Source organism: Bacillus marasmi (assembly GCF_902168435.1).
Classification (GTDB): Bacteria; Bacillota; Bacilli; order Bacillales; family Cytobacillaceae; genus Bacillus_BU; species Bacillus_BU marasmi.
This window is the reverse complement of sequence record NZ_LR656167.1, coordinates 13,870-38,279: the sequence shown is the minus strand read 5'-3', so window position 1 is coordinate 38,279 and position 24,410 is coordinate 13,870. Positions and strand designations below refer to the sequence as shown.

The following is a 24,410-nucleotide window of genomic DNA, read 5'->3' as shown; positions in this document are numbered from 1 at the left end:
ACTTTGTTATTAAGGAGATGGATATGTTTACTTTGAAAGTAGATAATGAAATTGAACTCCAATTATTTCAAATCCATCATGCTGAAGAGTTATTTTTGCTAGTTGATCGGAATCGTGAGCACTTGCGGACATGGTTGCCTTGGGTAGACAATATGTCCTCTCCTATTCAATATCATTCCATTATCCCCACATGGTTGAGGCAATTTGCCGAAAACACCGGATTTAATGCAGGGATTCGCTTCAAAGGTGCCTTGGTTGGTTCGATTGGATTTCATCAAATCGACTGGCATAACTCCCAAACCAGTATGGGCTACTTCCTAGCCAAGGATGTTCAAGGCAATGGAATCATGTCTAAATGCGTGCAAGCCCTCCTCTACTATGCTTTTTATGAACTTGGCTTAAATCGAGTTGAAATTCGCTGTGGCCAGCAAAATCATAAAAGCCGGGCAATCCCTGAACGACTAGGATTTACGAAGGAAGGAATCATTCGTGATGGAGAAAGATTGCACTACAACTTTCATAATTTAATCGTTTACAGCATGCTCCGAAATGAATGGGTTTCACGCAGCTAAACAACAATCCGCACAGCATCGGACCTATATTCCGATGCTATTTTTGTAAAAAAAATTTCTGCTAATCCCGCATCATATTAACATTTTAATATCATAAACTATTGATAACATCATTTCAAAAGTAGAACGTTTGACTGTACAGTTTCAATTATTCTATAATGATTAATAATTCATAATAAAAATTGGGGTGATATGATGGGGCATTCTATCGTATCGGTGAACTAGCACTGCTTGCGAACGTATCAAAAAGAACGATTGACTATTATACAAGTTTAGGAATGTTGAAGGCTGAGCGCTCTAAATCAAATTACCGAATGTACAGCGAACAAGCCATTTACGATTTAAAGTTTATTGAGGAATGCAAAAAAATTCATCTTCCGCTCGAAGAGATTAAAAGAAAACTAGATATTAATAAATCTAACTCACTCAAAAGTGCTGAAGTTGAAAAGCATGTTGATGAGGTAACGAAGCAAATCCAACAGCTTCGCACCGAAATTTCTGCCATTCTACCTTTGTTGGAGCAGCTGGAAGATCAACAAAAAAGCGACCTATCAAAAAAGCTTACAAAAGAAAGCTCAGCTTTAATGCAATCTGTATTAAGTTTAACAAGTTAATTTTTTACTAACTGGGAGGTGACTCCTTACTCGTATTTCTAGCGAGCTAAGGGAATTTATTTGGACATATTAAACTTGGTTTTAATAGCCATTTTAATTGCTTTGACGGCATTTTTTGTGGCAAGTGAGTTTGCCATAATCAGGATTCGAAGTTCTCGAATTGACCAATTGATTGAGGAAGGAAACAAGAATGCTATTGTCACAAAAAAAATCATCTCGAATTTAGATGAGTATTTATCGGCTTGTCAGCTGGGAATTACCGTGACAGCTCTTGGTTTAGGTTGGCTAGGTGAACCTACCGTGGAGCATTTAATTAGTCCGTTACTTCAAGGCATCAATATTCCAAGTTCCATTACACATGTAGTTGCGCTCGTGATCGCCTTTTCGGTCGTTACGTTTTTACATGTTGTGGTTGGAGAACTGGCACCGAAAACATTAGCCATTCAAAAAGCCGAAATAGTCAGCCTTGCTGCTGCAAGACCATTAATCATGTTTTATAAGGTAATGTATCCGTTTATTTGGGCACTAAATAGTGCTGCGCGGATTACCACTAAAATGTTCGGCTTAAAGCAAGTATCTGAGCATGAATTGGCCCATACCGAAGAAGAACTTCGCATCATCTTGTCGGAAAGTTATAAAAGTGGCGAAATTAACCAATCAGAGTTTAAGTATGTAAATAAGATTTTTGAATTTGACAATCGGATTGCTAAGGAAATCATGGTCCCACGGACTGAAATCATCTCACTATCAAAAGATGATACGCTCGAGACCTTTTTACAGATTGCTCAAATTGAAAAATTCACCCGCTACCCAATCATTGACGGGGATAAGGACCATATTATCGGTATGGTCAATATTAAAGAAATCATGACTGATATTATCACAAATAAAAACATCGCCAATCGTACACTCGCTTCTTATATTCGGCCCATCATTCGCGTGATTGATTCAGTTCCGATTCATGATTTATTAGTTAAAATGCAAAAAGAACGAATTCACCTCGCGATTTTAATGGATGAATATGGCGGCACCTCAGGACTTGTAACGGTTGAAGATATATTAGAGGAAATTGTCGGTGAAATTCGCGATGAATTCGATATGGATGAGATTCCAATGGTTCAAAAAATCAAAGATGATCATTATATCATCGATGCGAAAGTATTAGTCAGTGAAGTGAATGATTTGCTGGGACTTGACATTGATGATGAAGATGTTGATACAATCGGAGGTTGGATTCTCACAGAAGATTACGAAGCCAAAGAAGGCGATAGCGTAAAATTCGAACAATATTCCTTTAAAATAAAGGAAATGGAAGAGCATCACATCAAATACGTGGAGATAACTAAAATCCCCGTATTGAGTGAAGCGGCTCATCCCCTTAAAATAGCTGAATCAGAAGTAATACTTTAACGGTTGACTCATGTCAGCCGTTTTTTTTTTGATTTATTAAACATTTGAACATTATACAGATATTTTTTTACAACATTGTGACATAGATGACAGAAATAGATTTTATATTTCCTTATAATTGTCTTAATAACAACTCTTTCAATATAAGGAGGTTATCATCATTGAATATTTTCGCGCAGATTTCAATTGCCTTTTGGGTATTCCTAGCTGCCATCATAACTATATTGATTTTTATCATACAAATAAAAACAAGACAATCAAGTAAAGTCCATTTGACCGACCATAGCTTACTAGATATTAATGAAGAACTCGATACTGTTATCAAGTCTGTCCACTCAACTTCCACACACCAAGATATTAAAATTAAATACTACTCAACCTTAGAACAAGCAACCTTCATCAAAGGAAATCGAAATAATTTCCATCTCGCTTTGCTAAATTTGGTTAAAAACGGTCTTGATGCTTCACAAAACGGAAGTATTGAAATTGCTGTCCATGAAATGCTATCTTCTATTTTAATTGTCATTGAGCACAACGGACGGTGTTTTACAAATGAGCAGATAAAAAAGCTTAATAGCATTTTGCCTGGGACTGATGTAATCAACTCTATGAAGGGGAAAATTGAGGTAGTTAGTCAACAAGGACAAGGAACTATATTATCGGTCAAAATTCCAAAAGCACCGGGCTTTACCGCGAAAACAATTTAGAAAAGGCTGTCTCATCAGAGACAGCCTTTTAATTTTTATTGAATGGTGTCAGGTTTTGTTTTAGGGCTAACGTTGAGCTTTCTTTTTACAAGGAAATAAGCAACCCCAAGTACTACTGCTCCAATTATTATCGGCATAATATACGGCTCAGCATAATGCTTAATATCTGCCCAATTGCTACCTAATACAGTACCGAGATACAAGAATAGAATCGTCCAAGGAATAATCGCTGCAACAGTGTAAAAGGTGAATTTCATTGCAGACATTTTAGCGATTCCAGCTGGAATAGAAATAGCATGACGAACAACAGGAATAAATCTAGCTGTAAAAATAACCCCTGTACCGTATTTCTCAAACCACTTTTCAGATATATCAATTTGCTTTTTATTAATCAATATATACTTACCGTATTTCTCTAAAAATGGTCTTCCACCATAATAACCTAACCAATATAAAAACAATTGCGCTAGTGTCCCACCTATAGTTCCAGCAACAACTGCGCCCACCCATGATATTTTACCTAACGAAATCATATACCCACCATATCCAAGCACAATTTCACTTGGAATGATTTCTATCATTAAACCAATCGCAATTCCAAAATAACCCAAATCTGTAAGTGCCATCAAGATCGTTAATATAAAGTCCTTCATTGTATCACCTATTAAATTATTTTTGTCCAATATGTTCAGTTTACATGGGTAAAATCTTAACTGCAACCTTTCATCAACATTTGGTTGAAAAAATACGTACATTTCATCATTTACATTGTAATAATTCAGGAGTACTATTATATTAAAATAAAAAACCATTCAGGATATTTGGGGCGATTCTTCTCTAGGTTAGAATCCAAATTCCCTACATATTATCCACTCCCAGATTACCGGGAATTGACAAATTATCACATCAAACATAGAGACGCGCTCCCTTACCACACTACTAGGGGGCTATTTGTCATGGCGTTGCTAAAACGAATCTTAATCGGACAGCCTATGGAAACCACTAAGTTATCAGAAGAAAAATTGCCGAAATGGAAAGCGTTAGCCGTCTTTTCTTCCGATGCACTCTCTTCTGTTGCATATGCGACCGAAGAAATACTACTCGTTCTTTCAATTATAGGTATTGGCACATTCTTCTATTCAATACCTATTTCATTAACCATTCTGGGACTATTGCTAATTGTCACAATCAGCTATCGTCATATAATTTTCTCCTTTCCTACTGGTGGAGGAGCTTATATAGTCGCCCGCGAACATATTGGAACAAAAACCAGTTTAGTTGCCGGTTCTGCATTAATGATTGATTATGTGCTTACAGTAGCAGTTAGTATTTCTTCCGGAGTAGCAGCATTGATTTCAGCTTTTCCTAGCTTACTCTATTGGAGAGTCGAACTAGCGGTATGTTTTATCTTCATATTAATGATTTTAAATTTAAGAGGTATCCGTGAATCGGCAACTGTATTTGCTTATCCAACATATGTCTTTATCCTTTCAGTCTTGATTTTGCTAATCTTTGGGGGGGTTCATCTATTAACTGAAGGCTGGACAGGCTACGGTCATAATTCGGACCAAGCATCACTGGAGAGTACTTCAACAGCTGGGCTTATTTATATTTTGGCTCGAGCTTTTTCATCTGGTTGCTCTGCAATGACTGGTGTGGAAGCGATTAGTAATGGGGTACCTTCTTTCCGACCCAATAGTTCAAAAAACGCAGCTTACACCTTAATTTGGATGTCTATTTTGTTAGGAACCATGTTTCTTGGAATTACCTTCCTATCTGCAGGACTCGGGATTGCACCTGTTGAAAATAAAACGGTTATTTCACAGATTGCATCAGGGATATTTGGTAACGGAATTGTCTTCTTCTTCTTTCAAATTGTCACCATGTTGATTTTAGTACTCGCTGCCAATACGAGCTTTGCTGGATTCCCGCAGCTTGTTTCAATCATTGCCAAGGACGGATATCTTCCCCGTAGTTTAGCTGCTCGAGGCGATCGACTTGTTTTCTCTAACGGAATCATTTTGCTTAGCTTGCTAGCCTGCTTTTTGGTACTCATTTTTTCAGGTGATACACACGCTTTAATTCCTTTATATGCAGTTGGAGTCTTTCTTTCCTTTACAATAGGACAATACGGATTAGTAAAGAAGCTTTGGGCGGAGAAACATCGCATTTATGAAATTGGTGTAATTGCCCTGGGGACAATAACAACAGCCGTAGTCACGATTATTACTGCTGTTGCAAAATTCACATCAGGAGCCTGGCTTATCATTATTACCATCCCTTTACTCGTTTGGGTCTTTAATAATATCAAAGAGCACTATATAAAACTAGGGAATCAATTAGCACTGCATCAAAGACTGGAAACGGAAATTCCTCCAACTAGGGTAATTGTTCCTATTTCAGGCATAAGCAAAACCGTTGATCAATCCATTGTTTATGCAAAATCTATCGCAACTGATATTACTGCTTTTTCGGTAGTCTTTAGTCAAGAACAAGAACAAATCGTAAGGGAACATTGGAAAAAATGGTATCCAGAGATTAAGCTAGATGTCGTTTATTCACCCTATCGGACGATTTTAGACCCGCTCTTGGAATACTTAGAAAAGCCCGAGAACCATCCGCAAGGAACCTTTATTACGATTTTAATGCCACAATTTATTACTAGAAAATGGTGGCATGTATTGTTGCATAACCAAACTGCAGTGTTCCTGCGCTTTTATTTAATTTGGAAAAAAGATATAGTCGTATCAACCTTGCCGTTCCATTTGAAGGAATAGTAAAAAAGAGGTTCCTCGATAAAGGAATCCTCATTTTATTAAAGAATAGCGTCGCATCCTGTGATTGTAATATTTAATTGATTTGATAGGGCGATTTCATATGGTTTATCCACATTGTTTCCGTGTGAATCTTTAATCACTCGAACCGTAGGACGATCAGGATAGTTAAATTTATATTCCGTAACAACAGCCGTTTCTCCAGAACTTAAGGTGACGGTTACACCGACAGGGTATGTAGCAACGGCTTTTTGGAAAGCTTTTAAATAATAAGGATCAAATTGTGAGTGAGTTCCTGTATATAATATTTCCATTGCTTCATGAGGGAGCATCGCGCTTCGGTAACTTCGATTGGAAGTTAGGGCATCGAATACATCGGCAACAGCTAAATGCCGAGCATAACGAGAGATTTCTTCTCCTTTTATACCTCGAGGATAGCCTGATCCGTCTAACTTCTCATGGTGTTGGTATGCACAATTTGCAGATAGATTATTAACAGATGGCTCATTCCGAAGAATTTCCCAACCAAATTCGCTATGTTGCTTAATCACTTCAAATTCTTCAGGTGACAACTTTCCCTTTTTATTAAGAATATCTTTAGGAATTAGAATTTTCCCTATGTCATGCATCATAGCTCCCATGCCAACAATATTCATTTCTCCTCTAGTCATTTTTAATTCGACTGCCATGGCCAATGAATAGATTGTAACATTTGTACAATGTGCGTATGTATAGTCATCATGAATATACACATCAGTTAATAACTTTGATACATTCTTAGATTTTTGAACTTCTTTTACTAAACTATCCAGAACGCTTTGAACTTTCTCGATATTGAAATGCCTAATTTTTTTCCCATCACGTCTATTACCTTTTATTAATTCGTCAAAGGTTTCTTTAATTCGAATATTTGCCTCTGCCCGCAGTTCAATTGGTACACCATCATCAATTTCTATATCATCGGTTAGACCATCTCGAATATATAAAACTGATACATTTCTGCGTTTTAAGCGATTAATCATTCCATCTGTGAGCGTTACTCCAGAAGCTAACAGAACATTTCCCCGTTCTGTATAAATGGGTTTCCCAACTACCATCCCGGGGTAGCAATTCCCAATTGAAACTAAACGCACTTTCATAACCTCTCTCTTAGTTGAAAATATTTCAAAATATCAAAACCACATCTATAGCATACTATCAAATCATGACATTCCAATAAAACTTTTTATTTAGTTAGTATATCATGAAAGTAATGCTGAATTTTCGTTTACAATGATTTTTATTATGAATTCAAAAAAACGCCTTAAACATAAAAAAATGGCGTGTATAAACTTACGTATAGTTTACACGCCATTTATTATTTACTTTATTATTTTTTATCATATACCCGCAGTAATCTTAAGCCGTTTAAGGTTACGATTAAGGTTGCTCCCATGTCGGCAAAAATTGCAATCCAAAGGGTAAGCCAGCCCGGAACGACTAATAGCAAAGCAAGTAGCTTGATCCCCAATGAGAATGTAATGTTTTGTTTAATAATAGCTAAAGCTTTGCGACTAAGCTTCAATGTAAATGGCAATTTACCTAGATCATCAGCCATCAGTGCGATGTCTGCTGTTTCAAGGGCGGTATCAGTTCCCGCTCCCCCCATCGCAATCCCTATAGACGCAGCCGCCAAGGCCGGTGCATCGTTAACACCGTCTCCAACCATGGCTACATGGTTATATTTAGCTCGAAGCTCTTTAATATATTTCAACTTATCTTGTGGGAGTAAATCAGATTTAACTTCCTTTACACCAGCTTGCTTACCAATCGCTACTGCTGTGCCTTGATTATCACCTGTAAGCATGATCGTTTTTTGAATACCAATTGAATGTAAAGTTTTGATAACTTGATGACAATTTTCACGCATTTCATCAGCTACCGCAATCAACGCAAGGATCTCCATGGTTGTTCCAGCCATCATAACTGTTTTACCTTGATTTTGCCATTCAGATATTTGGCTAAGTAGTTTAGGTTGAATTGGATTTGGTAAAGTTTCTGCAAATAATCCTGGATTACCAACTAAATAATCCGTTCCGTTCACTTTCGCTTTAATTCCTTTACCTGTTAACGAAGCAAATTCCTCAACATGAAGATGTTGATAATCGCAATTCTCAGCTTCTGCTTTTTTGATAATTGCTGAAGCTAACGGATGCTGAGATCCCTTTTCGATTGCTGTAATGATTGCTAAAATGTCTACCGGATTGCTAGTGCCAAATGTTAAAAAATCTGTAACAGCTGGAGCTCCTTTTGTTAATGTACCAGTTTTGTCAAAGGCGATTGCTCGAATCACACCCATTTGCTCCAAATGGATTCCGCCTTTGATTAAAACACCATGTTTGGCTGCATTACCAATGGCCGTGACAATGGCTACTGGGGTAGAAATAACAAGCGCACAAGGACATCCGACTACCAATGCAGCCAAGCCTTGATAAATCCATTTGTCCCAGCTTGCTCCAAATAATAATGGCGGAATGATAGCCACCCCTAACGCAACCAACATAATTATGGGTGTATAGTACTTAGCAAAACGATCAACAAAAGCCTGTGAAGGTGCCCGCTCTGCCTGGGCCTCCTCAACTAGATGAATGATTTTTGCAATGGTTGTATCTTCTACGTGTTTAGTAACTCGGACCTCCAAAAATCCCTCTTCATTTAATGTTCCTGCAAACACTTCATCATCAATCATTTTTGCAACCGGAACAGATTCACCAGTAATCGCTGCTTGATTAACCGTTGAAACACCTTTTACTATTACTCCATCCATCGCGATCTTTTGACCAGGCTTTACAATCATGATGTCATTAATATCAATATCATCAACTTCTATTGTTATTTCGCGATTTCCTCTGCGGATTAAAGCTTCTTTCGGCGCAATGTCCATTAATAAGCGAATCGAATTACGTGCCTTATCCATCGAATAGGTTTCAAGGGCTTCACTTATTGCAAAAAGAATGACAACTGTAGCACCTTCACCCCATTCTCCAATTAAAGCAGCACCAATTACCGCTATGGTCATTAATGTTTTCATATCAAATTGTAACTGGACTAAATTCATTATCCCTGTTTTAAAAAGGCGATAACCACCAATTAAAATCGAAACAGCATAAGCCCCTATCGAAACTATATCCCCTTCACCGTACAAGTTCCCCAATATCCAACCAAGCACTAAAAATAGGAATGAAACTAGCACAGTCGCATGCTTTTTCAAAAATGGCTCTTGTTTTTGTTGGAATTGCTGTTTTTCAGGAATCACTTGTAAATTTTCAAATGCCCCTGCCTTTTCAAGCTGTTCAATCGTTGTATCTCCATACACCGTTAATTTTGCTGCACCAAAGTTTACCATTGCATCAGAAACACCATCCAGGTGTTTTACGTTCGTTTCGAACTTTTTCGCACAGCTTGCTCAAGAAAAACCTTGAACACGATATACTGTTTTGACGTTATGCTTTTCAGTTTCTTCAGACACGATTCTCCACCTCCTTCTGATGAGTGAAGGCTAGTTGAATCAGTTGAAGTACATGCTCGTCATCAATCGAATAATATACAAGTTTTCCTTCTTTGCGAAACTTAGCAATCCCCAAATTACGAAGCAATCGAAGATGATGAGAGGCTGTAGCAACCGAAGAGCCAATGATATTTGCAACGTCACAAACGCAAAGCTCATCTTCTAGTGTTAATGAGACAGCAATTTTAAGTCTAGTATCATCAGAAAGCGCCTTGAAGATTTTGGCTACTTCATTCGTATTGTGGTCTTTTATGGCTGAACGAACACGGGTTACCTTTTCATCGTCAACACAGGTTACTTCACATACATCATGTTCCTTCACTATAACCACTCCTCTTATATTCAAACGTTCTTTTGATTATATGATATTCAAATAAACTTTTGATTGTCAACTATCTTTTATTCTTATGATGCCAAAAAAAAGCGACCCTTATTTCGGGTCACCTTTGACGTGTTATAAATATTTACGATGTATCCCTTTTCCATCATAAGAATAAAGCATTGTTCTACCTTCAATAACGGTCTCCAAATGGACTGGTCTTCCCCACAACTGGTTGATGTACGGAAGCACCTTTTCTAAATATTTCACATCAAGCTCAATATCCTCAAACCAATGTTTTAAATATAGCTCCCCATTTCTCGAGTAGTCTCCATCAATAACAGTAATATAAGGGAAGCCCCCATTCACTCTCATGCTGACAAGCTGGTCACGTACATGCTCCCACTGCTTATCAACAATTTTATAATCCTTACCTTGCTTCTGAAATAAATACATATCCTCACGGGTAACAAGGTCCTTCGTCAAATAATTACGAAGGAATGAAATGTCAGATTCAATCTCTCTGACTTCAAATAGCTTTTCACGTCCAGATCCCGGTTTAACACCACGACGAATCATTTCATCAGTTGGATTATCATAACGCTCTTCTATATCCTCCAACACCTTTAAACCAAGGTAATAGGGATTAATCCCAGTCCGCGATGGCTGAACAACCCCAGCGTTTAATTTCGCAAATTCAATCGCCTCTCCCGGTGTTAAGTCCATTTCACGAAGAATCCGTTGATGCCAATAGGAAGCCCAGCCTTCATTCATAATTTTCGTTTCAAGCTGCGGCCAGAAATACAGCATTTCCTCCCGCATCATCGTTAAGATGTCACGCTGCCATTCCGTTAATTCTCTACTATATGATTCAATGAACAGGAGCAAGTCCTTTTCCGGACGTGGTGGGAATTTTCGAACTTTTTTCGAATCGCTCTTTTTCTCGTTTTTACTATTATCCAAATTCCAAAGATCATCATAAGGACTAGTTTGCACAGCATCGCTTGATTCCACATTCTCCTCATCAATAGACCATGCCAGTTTTGGACGCATTAACGACGGATCAATATGCTCCTCAATTGCCAGTACAGCGTCTAAGAAGGTTTCGACTTCATGCTTTCCGTATTGAATTTCATACTTCCGAATACGGTCAGCTGTGGCAGCCATACTTTCAACCATATCTCTCTTTGTATTTTGAAAGCGAATATTATTTTTGAAAAAATCGCAATGGGCAAGAACATGCGCCACAATTAATTTATTTTGAATCAAGCTATTGGAATCTAACAAAAACGCGTAGCACGGATCTGAATTAATAACGAGTTCATAAATTTTCGATAAGCCAAAATCATAATGAAGCTTCATTTTATAAAATTGCTTTCCAAAGCTCCAATGGGAAAATCTTGTTGGCATTCCGTACGCACCAAATGTATAAATGATTTCTGAAGGGCATATTTCATAGCGCATCGGATAAAAATCCAACCCAAACCCTTTGGCAATCTCAGTTATTTCACCTATTGAATACTCCAACGCTTTGCGTTCCGAATGGTTCAAACATCTCTCTCCCTTCTTCCTCCTTAACACAATGTATGAAGAAAAAAGAAGAAAAATGAAATTTTTAGAATGAATCTATTATTTGCTTAATCACTGACTAGATTGCAGCTTATTTTTTACTTCCGTAGCCAACATGATTCCAACTAATTCATTACGCAGCCACTCTTCCTGAAAATCGGATAATGGTGGACTGCTTTCTTCAATAAGCGGACAGATTTCAATCGTCATCCCAGGCTGATGAAAAGTCGTAATAAACCAATCAGTATATCCCCCTCCTACTGATTCTTTTAAAGGCTTACTTAATGAATAGCCGGTTAATAACGAAACCTTATTTGCTATATACTTATCTCGATCCACATGATTGCCGTTTTTATAATTCCAAAATATTTCCCGTCCTGAAGAGTGGTACGAAACAGCGATACTAGGCTTAATTTTTTTTGTAAAAGAAGTGATTGTTAATACTTCCTTTGCGGACAATGGCGCCATGCCTTTATGAAATTGGTACCATGGAATGGATACCTCCTTCAAAGTTGTCCATCCGGCTGGGTATTGCCGATTTAAATCAATGCCAATCCCATTCGCTTTCCATTTAGAAAAATCTGGAGAAAATGCATTCATTTCAAAAATATTATCTGCCATCTCTTTTGGTACAGCTGCTAGCCCCTGTTGCTGGATTGATACTCCATCAGGATTTAGCATTGGTACAAACCAAATGGCAACATCATCAAATATACTCGTTGAAAAGCAGCCAAGCTCTGCTTTCTTTTCATAGAAGTGGAGATAATTTTCAAGCATCACCATTAACAGGGAGGTGGTCAACCACTCACGACCATGATGTGCGCCGATGAATAAGATGTTTCGTTTTCCTTTTCCGAGTTTCGCAGCCCAAATATCTCGACCAAAATGCGATTGACCAATACTTGTGACGGAAAGTCCTTCAGGGTACTTCCTCTCCAATGTTCTCAGGTCGTTTTCCATTTGCTCGTACGTATAGATAACATTAGGATTCACAATTTTTGCATATCCGTGACTTGATTGTATGAAAATTAATGAAAGCAATATGCTGATAAAAAAAGTGAGTTTGCTCTTCATCTTGAACTCCTTTTTCTTTTTAAAATGCCACGATACAATTGATTTATACGCGTGATGATGACACTTCATTAGTGCCAACTACTCCAACATTTACTGCGAGATTTCTCATCAAAAAATCATACACTAATCTCAACTCCTAATAAGGAGGAGAAAAAAAATGAATAAAGTGGATTACGATCGAGCCTTATACTACACGCATCGGTCGCAATGGGATAATCTGTTGATTTTAATGGTACGCACTAAAGATCAATTTCTGGCAAAAAAAATTGAGCATTTTCTGCACGCATACCATTTTGAACATGATTATTCTGCGATTGAGAAAAAATTATACTCCATGCTTCGCTATATCGACCATGCAAATGAAACAGCTACTGCCTACGCACTAGACAGTCCAGCTTATAGTCTAAATTAGCAAATAAAGCTATAGCGGCTTATCTAAGGGCTTGTGACCCAAGCCCTTAGTCTCTATAGCTAGACAGTGTAACAAAAAAACACGGCATCGCATCCGATGCCGTGTTCATTATGTTCTATTGCACTGTTGCTTCATTCATTTTCTTTTCAACTTGTTCCATAAAGCCTTGCTCAATTAAGGAAAGCTTGTCCACACTTGCTTGTAGAGATTTATCATTTACGCCAAAATAAAACTTAATTTTCGGTTCCGTTCCAGATGGACGGAGACACACCCATGAACCATCTTCAAACTGATACTTTATAACATTTGAGGATGGTAAGTCTATTTTTTCTGTAGCTCCATCAGCTGTTGTTCTTACTCCTCGCAAATAATCCTCACTTACCGTTACCTTCAAATTACCGATTTCTTCAAGCGGATTAGCACGGAAGGCAGCCAATGTTTGTTGGATTTTTTCAGTTCCTTCTTTGCCTTTTAGCGTTAACGAACGAAGCCCTTCACGGTAATAGCCATAGCGTTCAAACACTGATATTAACGCCTCATATAAGGACATACCTTTAGCTTTATAATAAGCACATACCTCAGCAGCTAACACAACTGCCTGAATCGCATCCTTATCACGAGCAAAATCACTAATTAAATAACCATAGCTCTCTTCATAGCCAAATAGGAAGCTATATTCCCCAGTTGTTTCATACTCATTAATTTTCTCAGCAATGAATTTAAAGCCTGTTAAAACGTCAATTGTATCGATTCCATAGGACGCTGCAATCGTTTTCCCAATTTCTGATGTTACAATGGTTTTAAGCACAACACCGTTTTGTGGAAGTGTTCCCTTTTCTTTTTTCTGAGACAAAATATAATCTAGGAACAATGCACCGGTTTGATTCCCTGTTAGAACAACATATTCGCCTTCAGGGTTTTTAACAGCAATTCCAAGGCGATCGGCATCTGGGTCAGTCGCTATTAACAAATCCGCACCGATTTTTTCGCCTTCCTTAATCGCAAATTCAAATGCTGCATGCTCTTCCGGATTTGGACTTTTCACTGTCGAAAAATTTGGATCTGGTAGCTCTTGTTCCTTAACAACTGTTACATTTTTAAAGCCCATTGCACTTAACGCATTACGCGCTGGCTTATTTGCTGTACCATGTAATGGTGTAAAGACCATTTTCACATCTGACCCCGAAGCGATATCTGGATTTTCAGAAATTGTCACAAGCTTTTCTGTGTATGCTTGATCAACCTCTTCATTGATTAATACAATTAATCCTTTATCGATTAAGCTTTGCTCATCGTCTACTTCAATAGTTAATTCATTTTCAATTTCGTTAACCTTTTTAATCACTTCATCTGCTAAAGCAGGCGGTAACTGACCACCATCCTGACCGTATACCTTGTAACCATTATATTCTGGTGGGTTGTGACTTGCTGTCACGACGATTCCACCAAAAGCATTTAAGTATCGAACTGCAAATGATAACTCTGGAGTCGGTCTTAACTCTGTAAATATGTATGTTTTGATACCACGTGTCGCAAGCGTCTTTGCCGCTTCCATTGAAAACTCTGGTGACTTATGACGTGAATCATAAGCAATGACTACTCCGCGTTCCTTTGCTTCGGCACCATTAGCTTCAATATACGCCGCAAAACCTGCTGAAGCCTTTCGAACTGTATAAAGATTGATACGGTTAGTCCCCGCACCAATGACTCCTCTCATTCCACCAGTTCCAAATTCTAAATCTTTATAAAAAGCATCTTCAAGGATCTTCTCATTTCCTTGCATTTCCTCAAGCTGCGCTCTTAGTTCTGAATCTAAATTTTCATCACTTAACCAAGTCTCTGCTTTATTTCTCCAATCCATTACACAACCTCCATTTTATGTATTTCCAAATAATAATGTTCGCTATTTATAGACGGAGTCCTCTAAATACCTTCCGAGCAAATATGACAAATCTCGAAAATAATACCATAATCATTATATTAACCATTCCGATTCCAAACAACCTTAATCTAAAATACATAATAATCATTCGACCAAAATGTTTTCAAATAGAAACAATTTATTTTACTTTTCAATCAACTTAATCCTATAATCAGTTGTAAAAGTATTACGACAGGAGCTTTTCTATGAATAAAGATAAAAATAAACTGCAGGAAAATCTGCTATTTATTGCATGGGCAGCATCGGTAATAGCCATGCTAGGCAGTCTTTTTTTCTCTGAAGTACAAAAATTTGAACCTTGTGAATTGTGTTGGTACCAACGAATCCTTATGTACCCAATGGTGCTTATTTTAGTGATCGCAATAGTTAAAAAGGATTTTCGTATTTCTTTTTATACCATGTTCCTATCAGCTGTTGGAGCGGTTATATCTCTTTACCATTATTCAATTCAAAAGGTACCGTTTATGGCTGATAACGCCGTAAGCTGTGGCAGAATACCCTGTACAGGTCAATATATCAATTGGCTTGGCTTTGTCACCATTCCTTTTTTAGCACTGATAGCTTTTGTCATAATTTTTATTTGCAGCCTATTCATTTGGAGGTTTTGTAAAGGGGAGGAATCTAAATGAAAAAAATATTAATTTTTTTAGGAGTTGTAATTGTAATTTTTGGTGCGATAACTTATTTGACCAATGCAAAAAACGAGGAAAAAGTGGAGGAAAGCGATAATCCTTATAAAAAAGATACACTAAATCCAGCAACCATTGATCAATTAGCTGACCCAGTTTATCAAAATCTTATATTGCCTGAAGAGTTAGCGGACAAGCTTGATAAAGGCGCAGATGCAACGGTTTATTTTTACAGTCCTACTTGCTCGCATTGCCAACGGACTACGCCAGAGCTCGTTCCACTATCGGAAGAACTGGATATCAATTTAGAAAAATTCAACTTGCTTGAGTTTGAACAGGGCTGGGATGAATACCAATTAGAATCAACTCCGACAATTATCCAATTTAAAGACGGAAAAGAAGTTGCCAGAATCGTGGGCTACAATGAGCCAGATGTATTTAAACAATGGTTTGAACAAAATACTCTAAAATAAAAAGGATGACCACGGTCATCCTTTTTTATATGAGATATTGATTTGCTGGTTGGCTATAAATACTTAACATCTCAATTTTCATTCCACGTGCGTGATGAAACTGACTAAACTTGAATGGAAAATGGAGACCCATTTCGGTTAGCATACTAGCATTTTTATCAAAAATTGCTTTATACTCATATTGCGTTTCATTTGCTTCCAGAATCGAAATAATTGTCTGTAAGCAAGCGATTACCTGATATGCATCCCTCAATGTGTCAAAGCCATCAAAATTGCAGGTAGGCTTTAATACCTTTTCGCGCTCGAACTGTTTAATCTGATCATCATGAAAAAAGTTTGGAAAAATCGTGGAGTAAAAATACTGAACGAGCTCCTCTACCTTATTTTCCTGTCCGGGAGTTGAAGCAAACACAATTTTCACAGTATGACCACCTTTATCATCCTTTTATTCAGATAAAATAAGAATAGCATAGAAAGACGCTAGATTATGGTGGTAATTATAACCACGCGCAGGTGATAAAAGTCCTTTATGCATAACTCAAAGTGTACCAATTAGGAGGAATTGTATTGAAAACAACAAAAAAAGGCGATTGGTTTGAGATTATCATCCCACCAGATTGGAATGAGTTTACAATCGATCACATACTAAGAGTTGTTTGGAATGGACCCAAAAAATTGATTCATATGCTGAAAATGGAAAAGCAGGTAACTGTTAATGGGGTCCCAGTAGATTGGCATAGTCCACTAAATCGAGGAGATCGGCTTCAGTTGAAATTTTTCGCAGATGCCGATTTTGGTGTGATCCCTTCTTACCAAGATATTGATGTACTATATGAGGACGATCATCTGCTTGTCGTAAATAAGCCAGCTGGTCTCGATACCCATCCGAATGACCTTAAGCAAAATAATACGCTAGCGAATGTTGTGGCTTATTATTTGCAGGCTAAAGGTGAATTTCGAAAGGTTCTCCATATTCATCGGTTAGATAAGGATACTACTGGAGCAGTTTTATTTGCCAAACATGCTTTTGTTGGAGCCATTCTAGACAGGATGCTCGAGCGCCGCCAAATTACACGAACCTATTTGGCTTTAGTTGAAGGAATCCTCCACAAAAAGAAAGCAACCATCAAAGAACCAATTGGCCGGGACCGCCACCACCCTACTAGAAGGAGGGTATCACCATCAGGACAACCAGCAATTACTCACTATAAAGTGTTAAAAGTATATCGAAACAAGCAACAAACCTTAATTCAATGCAGCTTAGAAACGGGTAGAACCCATCAAATAAGAGTTCATCTTAGCAGCATTGGTCATCCTCTGATTGGTGATATTTTATATGGTGGAGCAGCAACATTCCCAAGACAAGCACTTCATGCGGCAAAAATGACCTTTATACATCCGTTAACGGGGGAATTTATTGAATGCCTAGCGCCTTTCAATGATGAAACCTCAATATTTCCAGATGATGGGATTGAATTACTCAACATGCATAAAGACCTTACAAGTTAGGAAAACATAATGATAATTTCATCATACATTAAATGATTTTTCCATTTATAAAGTGGATTTATATTTTACATATATTAGGAAATAACCAACAAAACTCTTTACAAATACTTAACAAAGACTCTTCAATATTAAGATTTTGTAAATTTTATTAAGATTATCTTTTCAATTCCGACAAATTTCGGCTACAATATCTCGGTTGAGATTTTTTCTAAATTTCGCTAAAAATAAATGGGGGTTCAACCATGGCTTTTAAAAAGAAGGATAAATTCGCAGTCATTTTGAGTAACATTTCAGCAAACTTAAAAGAAAGCGCAGACTTTTTCGCTGACTATAAACTTAAAAATGTGAGTGATTTAAAAATTTTCTCCGAAAAAATGAAAGAATACGAAAACAAAGGTGATTCATTCATTCACGAAGTTACTGTAGACTTAAACAACGCCTTCATTACTCCGATTGAACGTGAAGATATACTTCATTTGGCAATGAGTATGGATGATGTACTTGATGGAATTGAAGCTTGTGCAGCTTTATTTGAAATGTATTCTATCACTCAAGCAGATGAATTCATGGTGAAATTTGTTGATGCTATCCGTGGAGCAGCTATTGAAATTGATAAAGCAGTCGATTTACTTTCATCGAAAAAACTTCTTAACATTCGTGATCACGCGATAAAAATTAAAGACTATGAATCAAAATGTGATGGAATTTTACGTCAATCGATTAAACATTTGTTTGCAACTGAAAAGGATCCAATTCGCATTATTCAATATAAAGAAATCTATGAGAACCTCGAGGATATCGCTGACTACTGTCAAACAGTAGCTAATACGCTAGAAACCATTATTATGAAAAATGCATAAGGAGCCTTAAACTATGGATTCAATGTTTGTAATAACCGCGTTAATCGTTATAGGTGCCCTTGCATTTGACTTCATTAACGGGTTCCATGACACTGCAAATGCGATTGCAACTAGCGTTTCAACAAAAGCATTAAAGCCAAGACATGCCATTTACTTGGCTGCTGTTATGAATTTCCTGGGTGCCATCTCATTTACTGGAGTCGCTAAGACCATTACAAAAGGTATCGTCGACCCATTCAGTCTTGAAAATGGGGATTTGGTAATACTGGCTGCGTTAATCGCTGCGATTTTTTGGAACTTATTAACTTGGTACTATGGGATTCCAAGTAGTTCATCGCATGCTATCATCGGTTCAATTGCTGGTGCTGCGATTGCTTCAACTGGGTTTGATTCATTAAACTATTCCGGGTTTATCAATATCATTGAAGCTTTACTTCTTTCACCAGTTTTGGCATTTGTAGCTGGTTATATTGTGTATAGTATATTTAAAGTCTTGTTTAAAAATCTAAATTTAACAAAAACCAATCGAAATTTCCGTCTTTTCCAAATTGGAACAGCAGCATTACAAGCATACACACATGGAACTAATGATGCACAAAAAGCGATGGGAATAATCACTATGGCTTTAATTGCAAATGGATATCAGAGTGGTGATGATGTTCAATTTTGGGTACAGATTTCCTGTGCTATTGCTATGGGACTAGGTACATCTGTTGGTGGCTGGAAAATCATCAAAACTGTTGGTGGAAAAATTATGAAAATCCGCCCGGTCAATGGTGTTGCTGCAGACTTAACTGGGGCAATGATTATCTTCGGTGCAACCTATATTCATTTACCAGTCAGTACAACACATGTTATCTCCTCTTCAATTCTTGGTGTGGGTGCATCGCACCGGTTAAAAGGGGTTAAATGGGGAACAGCTCAACGGATGCTAATCACCTGGGTAATTACATTACCAATATCAGCCCTATGTGCTGCAATTACTTATTATATATTAAATATTTTCTTTTAAAAAAACAGGTTCATCGATATGATGAACCTGTTTTTTTACGTTTCTTTATTGTTTTAGTACATCGTGGTCTACATAGCGTTCGCCATTGATTTCACTGATGACGTTAATAGCTACACGTGCTCCGTCACCTGCTGTGATAATCGTGTGTACACTGACCCCTGCGATTGTCCCAGCAGCCCAAATTCCATTAATATTGGTTTTCCCAGCTTCGTCAACAGCAGCAACAGTTTTAATTCTTGGTTCTGTACCAGGTTTGGTTGTAACACCAATTTTTTCTGCTAAGTCAGTTAACGCACCTGTTGCCAATATAACATGCTTAGCCTGGTAGGTGCCTTGTTCTGTAACGATTGCAAGATTTCCGTTATCTTCTTTCACATCGATTACTTGCTCTTTTTTATATTCTGCACCAAATTTTGTTGCTTGCTTTTGCCCAACCTCAAGCAAATCTGGACCAGAGATTGCTTCAACCCCATAGTGATTTTCCATCCATGCTCTTGCAGTCATGCTCTTTCCGTGATCAAGTAATAGTGTTTTTTTACCCGCCTTCGCTGCAAATAAGGCAGCACTTGCCCCAGCAGGACCTGCACCAATAATCGCTATATCAAACATACTTTTTCCTCCTAGTACTATTGTTAAATTAGTATTTATTAATAATTATTATAAAGTGATATGGTTGTATTGTAAAACTATATGCTTTTCAATTATTACTTCTAATTTGCTCTTTTATACATATTTTTAACTAGAGGACAAGTTAGGGTGATACTGAATGTTTGAAAAAACAATGGCAGTCTTTTTTGGAAGTTTATTAATCGGACTTGGAATTAATGGATTTTTGGTTCCTCATCATCTCTTGGATGGTGGAATCATCGGTATCGGTTTAATTTTCCATTATTATTTTGGGTGGCCAACTGGATTAAGTATGATACTTTTAAGTATTCCTCTCTATATTCTTGCATGGCATCATGATCGGCAATTCTTTTATAACAGCCTGCACGGATTAATTATTTCTTCCTTGTTTATCGATTTACTAAATAATCGGTATATTTTGTTTCAACTGAGTATGTTCTGGAGTTCTGTCCTTGGAGGAGTATTAGTCGGTAGTGGGATCGGTTTGATGCTTCGTTATAAAACTAGCACTGGTGGCACTGATTTATTAGCTCAATTAATTGGCAAAATCACGTCCATAAATGTTGGTATTCTGATTTTTATCATTGATGGATTAGTAATTTTAAGCGGCTTAAAGATTGTTGGATTTGAGAAGTTCTGTTATTCGTTTATCACGATTATATTTGTCGGGATTATGACTACATTAACATTAATGAAATCCTCCCATCCAGTAAATATTAACCCAAACAACTAAAAGGCTACCTCCTCATGTAGAGAAGGTAGCCACTTAATTTTTGGATGTTGATTTCCGTTCCAGGCACGTGCGGTTCATGAGGCTAACTGGGAGCCTGTCTAGCTCCAGCGGCTAGGAGCTCGGGGTCATAAGCCAAATCACTCCAGAGACTAACGTCTCTTGCGCGATTCGTCTTATGCCTGTCGCTCCTGAGCAAGCCGCTTCCGCTTTTCGTTCTCCTCGGCGCTTTGCGCCTGTTGGGTCTCCCATGCCAGCTACTCCCATAGGAGTCTACGTGCCTGCAGCGAAGATCAACTTGGCTAAAATCAACACCGTGCATTTACACAGCCTAATTTTTAAAACTTAAAGTTCATTTTGATGACATTTGCTTTTTTGAGGGTGTCGTAGACGATCACCATTGCTGGACCTAAAAATACTCCGATGATTCCCAAGAGTTTAAAGCCAATATACAGACTAATTAAAGCGGCGAGTGGTGATATTCCAAGGCTGCTTGAATAAACCTTTGGCTCGACAATTCTTCTGACAACAGTTATAACTAGGAAGAGGATAAGTAGCCCAATCCCTAAAAAATGATTTCCTTGAAGAATGGCGACGATTGCCCAAGGTACCAAAACAGAGCCTGTACCAAGTATTGGGAGAATATCAACAATAACTATTAACAATGAAAGAAGTGCAGTATAGGAAACCTGAAGAATTGATAAGCCGATAAAGGCCATGATGAAAGTGATTAAACTTAATATGATTTGTGCCTTAATAAATCCAATACCTGCTTTGCTTAATTCAGATGTTACTACAAATACTTTCATTTTCGTCTGTTCAGTTAAGTATTGCTCCAATTTGTTCTTTAATCTTGGCAGTTCAAGGCTGATCATGAATAATGCCACCAAGTAAATCAACACTTCTATTAAAAATCCTGGAATGATGGTTAGGAAATTAATTGTTGATTGTAACAACCCCTGTAGAAAAGAATCTAATGTGGTAACTGAATTATCAATCGTTTTTTCAATCGATGAAATCACTTCAACAGGAAGGCTCTGGGAATAAAACTGCCATTTCTTGATTAACGGCTTAATACCAGTCCGGTAAAAATCCTTTACAAAGGTTGGGGTCCTTTCTGATAAGGCAATCGTTTGCGTAGTTATGATGGCAATCATGTTGTAGCCAATGACCATTAGCATTAATACATAGCTTGTAAACACAGCAATAACCGATTGCAATCGATTTAAACGCAGTCTGAGCATTAACCATTTAACTAAGCCCTCAAGTAAGACTGCGGTAACAAGTGCAAATATTAGCGGTAGACTGTAGGGTAATATGATTGCAGCAAGCAGTGCCACAATGATGATAAAAATCCACTTTTTCCACATTTAATGCTAGACTCCTTATTTATCCTCCTACTTGGAGGGTTTATCGTTGTGTTTGGAAATGAACTTTTCTCCTTATTATATATACTGTCTTATTTTACTATATTCTGTTGTGGTTTGCTTATTTTGGCTTAAAAAACTTCTTATTGGATATTAAATCCATACTATACTTCTCAATAATATTTGCTTTTTTTGCAATTCATATTGACCGATATGTTTTGCGAATATATTATAAAAATTGTAACAATTAAAAATTCACGATTTATTCAAAAAATACTCTTGACTGTTCCCAATGACTATAGATGAAAGAGCTGATTATATGAAAGGTCTTAAGGTTTTTGAAAAACAAATCATTATATATGCCCTAATTGGGACGATTTTTTTTGGACTATTTCATTTTTTTCATCAAGACCTTATCCCAATGTATCAGGCAAAGTATTATACAAGCTTACATATCATTCTAGAATTTTTTAGCATATCTATATCTATCGCAATCTTTACATATGGCTGGAAAGCATTTACTTATTCCAAATCGCAAAAATTACTATATCTATCGTTTGTTTTTCTAACTGTAGGTATTTTGGACTTTTTCCACACACTAACCTTTGAGGGTATGCCATTTTTTATTGCTGAGGGTTCTATAACTAACTCGATATGGTTTTGGTTGGTTAGTAGACTGATTGGAACTACTACGATTATGGTTATCCTATTAAAGACAGAAAAAAGAATGGAAAATGATCCTCGCGCAACCCTAGTTCTCGTGACTGGCTTGGTTATTTTCTTTATATCATTGTTTATTTTTCAATATGGGAATTATTTACCGGTTGTTGTGATTGAAGGTGTCGGAACAACACCGATTAAAAAAGGCATTGAATATTTTGTCTGCTTCTTATATTTAATTGGCATGATCATTAATGTAAAACAATATAAAAGGACGCAAAAACACGCTTCCTTATATATCTTTTTATCCTTTTATTTTCTGCTCATAAGCGAGATCGTGTTTACAATGTACTCAAGCATTTATGATTTTGACAACATTCTTGGGCACTTCTTTAAGGTTATTGGGTTTATTTTTATCATTAGAGGATTTTATTTTTCAACTATTAGTGAAGATAAACTTGCTGAAGAAAGCATTAAAAAGGCACAGCAGGAATTGGATGAAATTATCCGCGAACAGCAAGGTGTTATTTATAAAATAAAAAAACAGAATGATGATTTTATTCATTTATTATGTGATGGTGAATTGCTCCACCAAATGGGCTTGAATCCAAAACACATCAAAAATAAAACCATTAAGGAAATGGAAATGGCCCCTGATGAAGCAAATATCTTATTGCAAAACTATCATCATGCCTGGGATACAGGACAAAAGGTTTCCTTTGAGATGGACAGCAATGGCTTTTCACTGTTTATCACATTAAAGCCGATTATTATCGGTGGCGTGATTAACCATATTATCGGTTCGGCTACAGATATATCAAAATTAAAGCACATGGAGGAAATGATCCGCAGTTCTGAAAAACTTGGAGTGCTGGGTGAGTTAGCTGCAGGAATTGCTCATGAAGTTCGGAATCCGTTAACAACTTTAAAAGGATTTTTGCAGTTAATTAAAAATGATTCAGATAGTCAAAATCAAATTTATATTAAATTGATGCTTGATGAGGTGGATCGGATTGAGCAAATTACCAATGAGTTTATGGCGGTTGCCAAACCTCAAGCACTGCTGTTTAAGCCTGAAAATATCTCCGAGATCATTAATCAGGTCGTATCCCTCCTACAGCCACAAGCTCTATTACATGGTGTGGATATTCATCTTGAAGATAATATCTTTCAGAAGACCGTTTTTTGCGAAAAGAACCATTTGAAACAGGTCTTTATTAACCTCATGAAAAATGCCTTTGAAGCAATGCCAGATGGAGGTTCATTATCAATTGATATAAAAGAGAAAACTCCGCATTCTATCATAATAGAGTTTTCTGATACTGGTATCGGAATCCCAGAGGACGCACTCCTAAAATTGGGGGAACCTTTCTTTACGATGAAAGAAAACGGAAATGGTCTAGGCTTGATGATGTGCAAAAAAATCATTGAACAGCATCAGGGAAAAATTGACGTTATAAGTGAGATGAATAAAGGTACCACCTTCAAAATCATCCTTCCGCTTTATCATGAATAGCTTCAGAAAAACAAGGATACTTTCTTCCTTGTTTTTTTTATTTTTCGGCAGCCTTTTCCGTTTTGGGTTGACCATTTAATTTGGTAT

General features: G+C 37.2%; 24 protein-coding genes. 13 read left to right on the top strand and 11 right to left on the bottom strand.

Translation table 11 applies throughout. The features are described 5' to 3' along the window. Positions 1-23: 23 nt before the first annotated feature. The 4 genes from FXW34_RS06130 (at position 24) to FXW34_RS06115 (ending at position 3,303) form a co-directional block, all read left to right on the top strand. Positions 24-572: a GNAT family N-acetyltransferase gene (locus tag FXW34_RS06130; RefSeq protein ID WP_147533092.1), complete on the top strand. Its 549-nt coding sequence runs from the start codon at positions 24-26 to the stop codon at positions 570-572. 212 nt (positions 573-784) lie between these two features. After that, positions 785-1,186, top strand: a complete 402-nt coding sequence (locus FXW34_RS06125) for a MerR family transcriptional regulator (protein WP_147533091.1) — start codon at positions 785-787, stop codon at positions 1,184-1,186. Between the two features lie 60 nt (positions 1,187-1,246). Continuing rightward, positions 1,247-2,596 carry a hemolysin family protein gene (locus FXW34_RS06120; RefSeq protein ID WP_147533090.1) on the top strand — a complete coding sequence of 450 codons (1,350 nt, stop codon included), beginning with the start codon at positions 1,247-1,249 and terminating at the stop codon, positions 2,594-2,596. Between the two features lie 161 nt (positions 2,597-2,757). Next, positions 2,758-3,303: a sensor histidine kinase gene (locus FXW34_RS06115; RefSeq protein ID WP_187118851.1), complete on the top strand. Its 546-nt coding sequence runs from the start codon at positions 2,758-2,760 to the stop codon at positions 3,301-3,303. Between the two features lie 35 nt (positions 3,304-3,338). On the opposite strand, the gene uptA is transcribed toward FXW34_RS06115, so the two are convergent. Continuing rightward, the gene (gene uptA / locus FXW34_RS06110) at positions 3,339-3,956 is read right to left on the bottom strand and encodes an undecaprenyl phosphate transporter UptA (RefSeq protein WP_147533088.1); all 618 of its coding nucleotides are present in this window, start codon (positions 3,954-3,956) and stop codon (positions 3,339-3,341) included. Positions 3,957-4,259: 303 nt separating this feature from the next. Here uptA and FXW34_RS06105 point away from each other — a divergent pair, with 303 nt between their 5' ends. Further along, positions 4,260-6,080, top strand: coding sequence for an APC family permease (locus FXW34_RS06105; protein WP_147533087.1), 1,821 nt, complete (start codon positions 4,260-4,262; stop codon positions 6,078-6,080). A gap of 38 nt (positions 6,081-6,118) precedes the next feature. Here the strand turns inward: FXW34_RS06105 and FXW34_RS06100 are convergent, their stop codons facing one another. The 5 genes from FXW34_RS06100 to FXW34_RS06080 all read right to left on the bottom strand — a co-directional run bounded on the left by FXW34_RS06100 (position 6,119) and on the right by FXW34_RS06080 (position 12,586). Continuing rightward, positions 6,119-7,216 (bottom strand): HD-GYP domain-containing protein, encoded by a 1,098-nt coding sequence (locus FXW34_RS06100; RefSeq protein WP_147533086.1) that lies wholly within the window; start codon positions 7,214-7,216, stop codon positions 6,119-6,121. A gap of 230 nt (positions 7,217-7,446) precedes the next feature. Beyond that, on the bottom strand, positions 7,447-9,585 hold the full coding sequence (locus FXW34_RS06095; protein ID WP_281292921.1) for a heavy metal translocating P-type ATPase: 2,139 nt from the start codon (positions 9,583-9,585) through the stop codon (positions 7,447-7,449). Beyond that, positions 9,578-9,946, bottom strand: a complete 369-nt coding sequence (locus tag FXW34_RS06090) for an ArsR/SmtB family transcription factor (protein WP_147533084.1) — start codon at positions 9,944-9,946, stop codon at positions 9,578-9,580. Before FXW34_RS06090 ends, FXW34_RS06095 begins: the two co-directional genes overlap by 8 nt. Positions 9,947-10,078: 132 nt before the next feature. After that, a complete protein-coding gene (locus FXW34_RS06085; protein ID WP_147533083.1) occupies positions 10,079-11,494 on the bottom strand; it encodes a SpoVR family protein in 1,416 nt (471 codons plus the stop codon). A 90-nt stretch (positions 11,495-11,584) separates the two neighbouring features. Further along, on the bottom strand, positions 11,585-12,586 hold the full coding sequence (locus tag FXW34_RS06080) for a M14 family zinc carboxypeptidase (RefSeq protein ID WP_147533082.1): 1,002 nt from the start codon (positions 12,584-12,586) through the stop codon (positions 11,585-11,587). A 157-nt stretch (positions 12,587-12,743) separates the two neighbouring features. Here FXW34_RS06080 and FXW34_RS06075 point away from each other — a divergent pair, with 157 nt between their 5' ends. Beyond that, a complete protein-coding gene (locus FXW34_RS06075; protein ID WP_147533081.1) occupies positions 12,744-12,998 on the top strand; it encodes a YhdB family protein in 255 nt (84 codons plus the stop codon). Positions 12,999-13,113: 115 nt separating this feature from the next. Here the strand turns inward: FXW34_RS06075 and FXW34_RS06070 are convergent, their stop codons facing one another. Next, positions 13,114-14,859, bottom strand: a complete 1,746-nt coding sequence (locus FXW34_RS06070; RefSeq protein WP_147533080.1) for a phospho-sugar mutase — start codon at positions 14,857-14,859, stop codon at positions 13,114-13,116. Between the two features lie 266 nt (positions 14,860-15,125). Here FXW34_RS06070 and FXW34_RS06065 point away from each other — a divergent pair, with 266 nt between their 5' ends. Continuing rightward, positions 15,126-15,569 (top strand): disulfide oxidoreductase, encoded by a 444-nt coding sequence (locus tag FXW34_RS06065; protein WP_147533079.1) that lies wholly within the window; start codon positions 15,126-15,128, stop codon positions 15,567-15,569. After that, on the top strand, positions 15,566-16,042 hold the full coding sequence (locus FXW34_RS06060; protein WP_147533078.1) for a thioredoxin family protein: 477 nt from the start codon (positions 15,566-15,568) through the stop codon (positions 16,040-16,042). The genes FXW34_RS06065 and FXW34_RS06060 overlap by 4 nt, the downstream gene beginning before the upstream one ends. Positions 16,043-16,067: 25 nt before the next feature. Here the strand turns inward: FXW34_RS06060 and FXW34_RS06055 are convergent, their stop codons facing one another. Then, on the bottom strand, positions 16,068-16,463 hold the full coding sequence (locus FXW34_RS06055; RefSeq protein WP_147533077.1) for a YhcU family protein: 396 nt from the start codon (positions 16,461-16,463) through the stop codon (positions 16,068-16,070). A 146-nt stretch (positions 16,464-16,609) separates the two neighbouring features. Between FXW34_RS06055 and FXW34_RS06050 the strand changes: the two genes are divergently transcribed. The 3 genes from FXW34_RS06050 (at position 16,610) to FXW34_RS06040 (ending at position 19,423) form a co-directional block, all read left to right on the top strand. Next, positions 16,610-17,551 carry an RluA family pseudouridine synthase gene (locus FXW34_RS06050; RefSeq protein ID WP_147533076.1) on the top strand — a complete coding sequence of 314 codons (942 nt, stop codon included), beginning with the start codon at positions 16,610-16,612 and terminating at the stop codon, positions 17,549-17,551. 242 nt (positions 17,552-17,793) lie between these two features. After that, on the top strand, positions 17,794-18,411 hold the full coding sequence (locus FXW34_RS06045) for a DUF47 domain-containing protein (protein ID WP_147533075.1): 618 nt from the start codon (positions 17,794-17,796) through the stop codon (positions 18,409-18,411). Positions 18,412-18,424: 13 nt separating this feature from the next. Then, positions 18,425-19,423, top strand: coding sequence for an inorganic phosphate transporter (locus FXW34_RS06040; RefSeq protein ID WP_147533074.1), 999 nt, complete (start codon positions 18,425-18,427; stop codon positions 19,421-19,423). Positions 19,424-19,468: 45 nt separating this feature from the next. On the opposite strand, the gene FXW34_RS06035 is transcribed toward FXW34_RS06040, so the two are convergent. Next, positions 19,469-20,032: an FAD-dependent oxidoreductase gene (locus tag FXW34_RS06035; protein WP_147533073.1), complete on the bottom strand. Its 564-nt coding sequence runs from the start codon at positions 20,030-20,032 to the stop codon at positions 19,469-19,471. A gap of 157 nt (positions 20,033-20,189) precedes the next feature. On the opposite strand from FXW34_RS06035, the gene FXW34_RS06030 reads away from it, so the two are divergent. Beyond that, positions 20,190-20,783: a YitT family protein gene (locus tag FXW34_RS06030; protein WP_147533072.1), complete on the top strand. Its 594-nt coding sequence runs from the start codon at positions 20,190-20,192 to the stop codon at positions 20,781-20,783. A 111-nt stretch (positions 20,784-20,894) separates the two neighbouring features. Here FXW34_RS06030 and FXW34_RS22835 read toward each other — a convergent pair whose 3' ends face one another. Continuing rightward, positions 20,895-21,032: a hypothetical protein gene (locus tag FXW34_RS22835; RefSeq protein ID WP_187118850.1), complete on the bottom strand. Its 138-nt coding sequence runs from the start codon at positions 21,030-21,032 to the stop codon at positions 20,895-20,897. 86 nt (positions 21,033-21,118) lie between these two features. Next, entirely contained in the window at positions 21,119-22,150 is a 1,032-nt protein-coding gene (ytvI, locus tag FXW34_RS06025) for a sporulation integral membrane protein YtvI (protein WP_147533071.1), read from the bottom strand. Positions 22,151-22,466: 316 nt separating this feature from the next. On the opposite strand from ytvI, the gene FXW34_RS06020 reads away from it, so the two are divergent. Continuing rightward, a complete protein-coding gene (locus FXW34_RS06020; protein WP_187118849.1) occupies positions 22,467-24,323 on the top strand; it encodes an MASE3 domain-containing protein in 1,857 nt (618 codons plus the stop codon). Positions 24,324-24,410 lie beyond the last annotated feature (87 nt).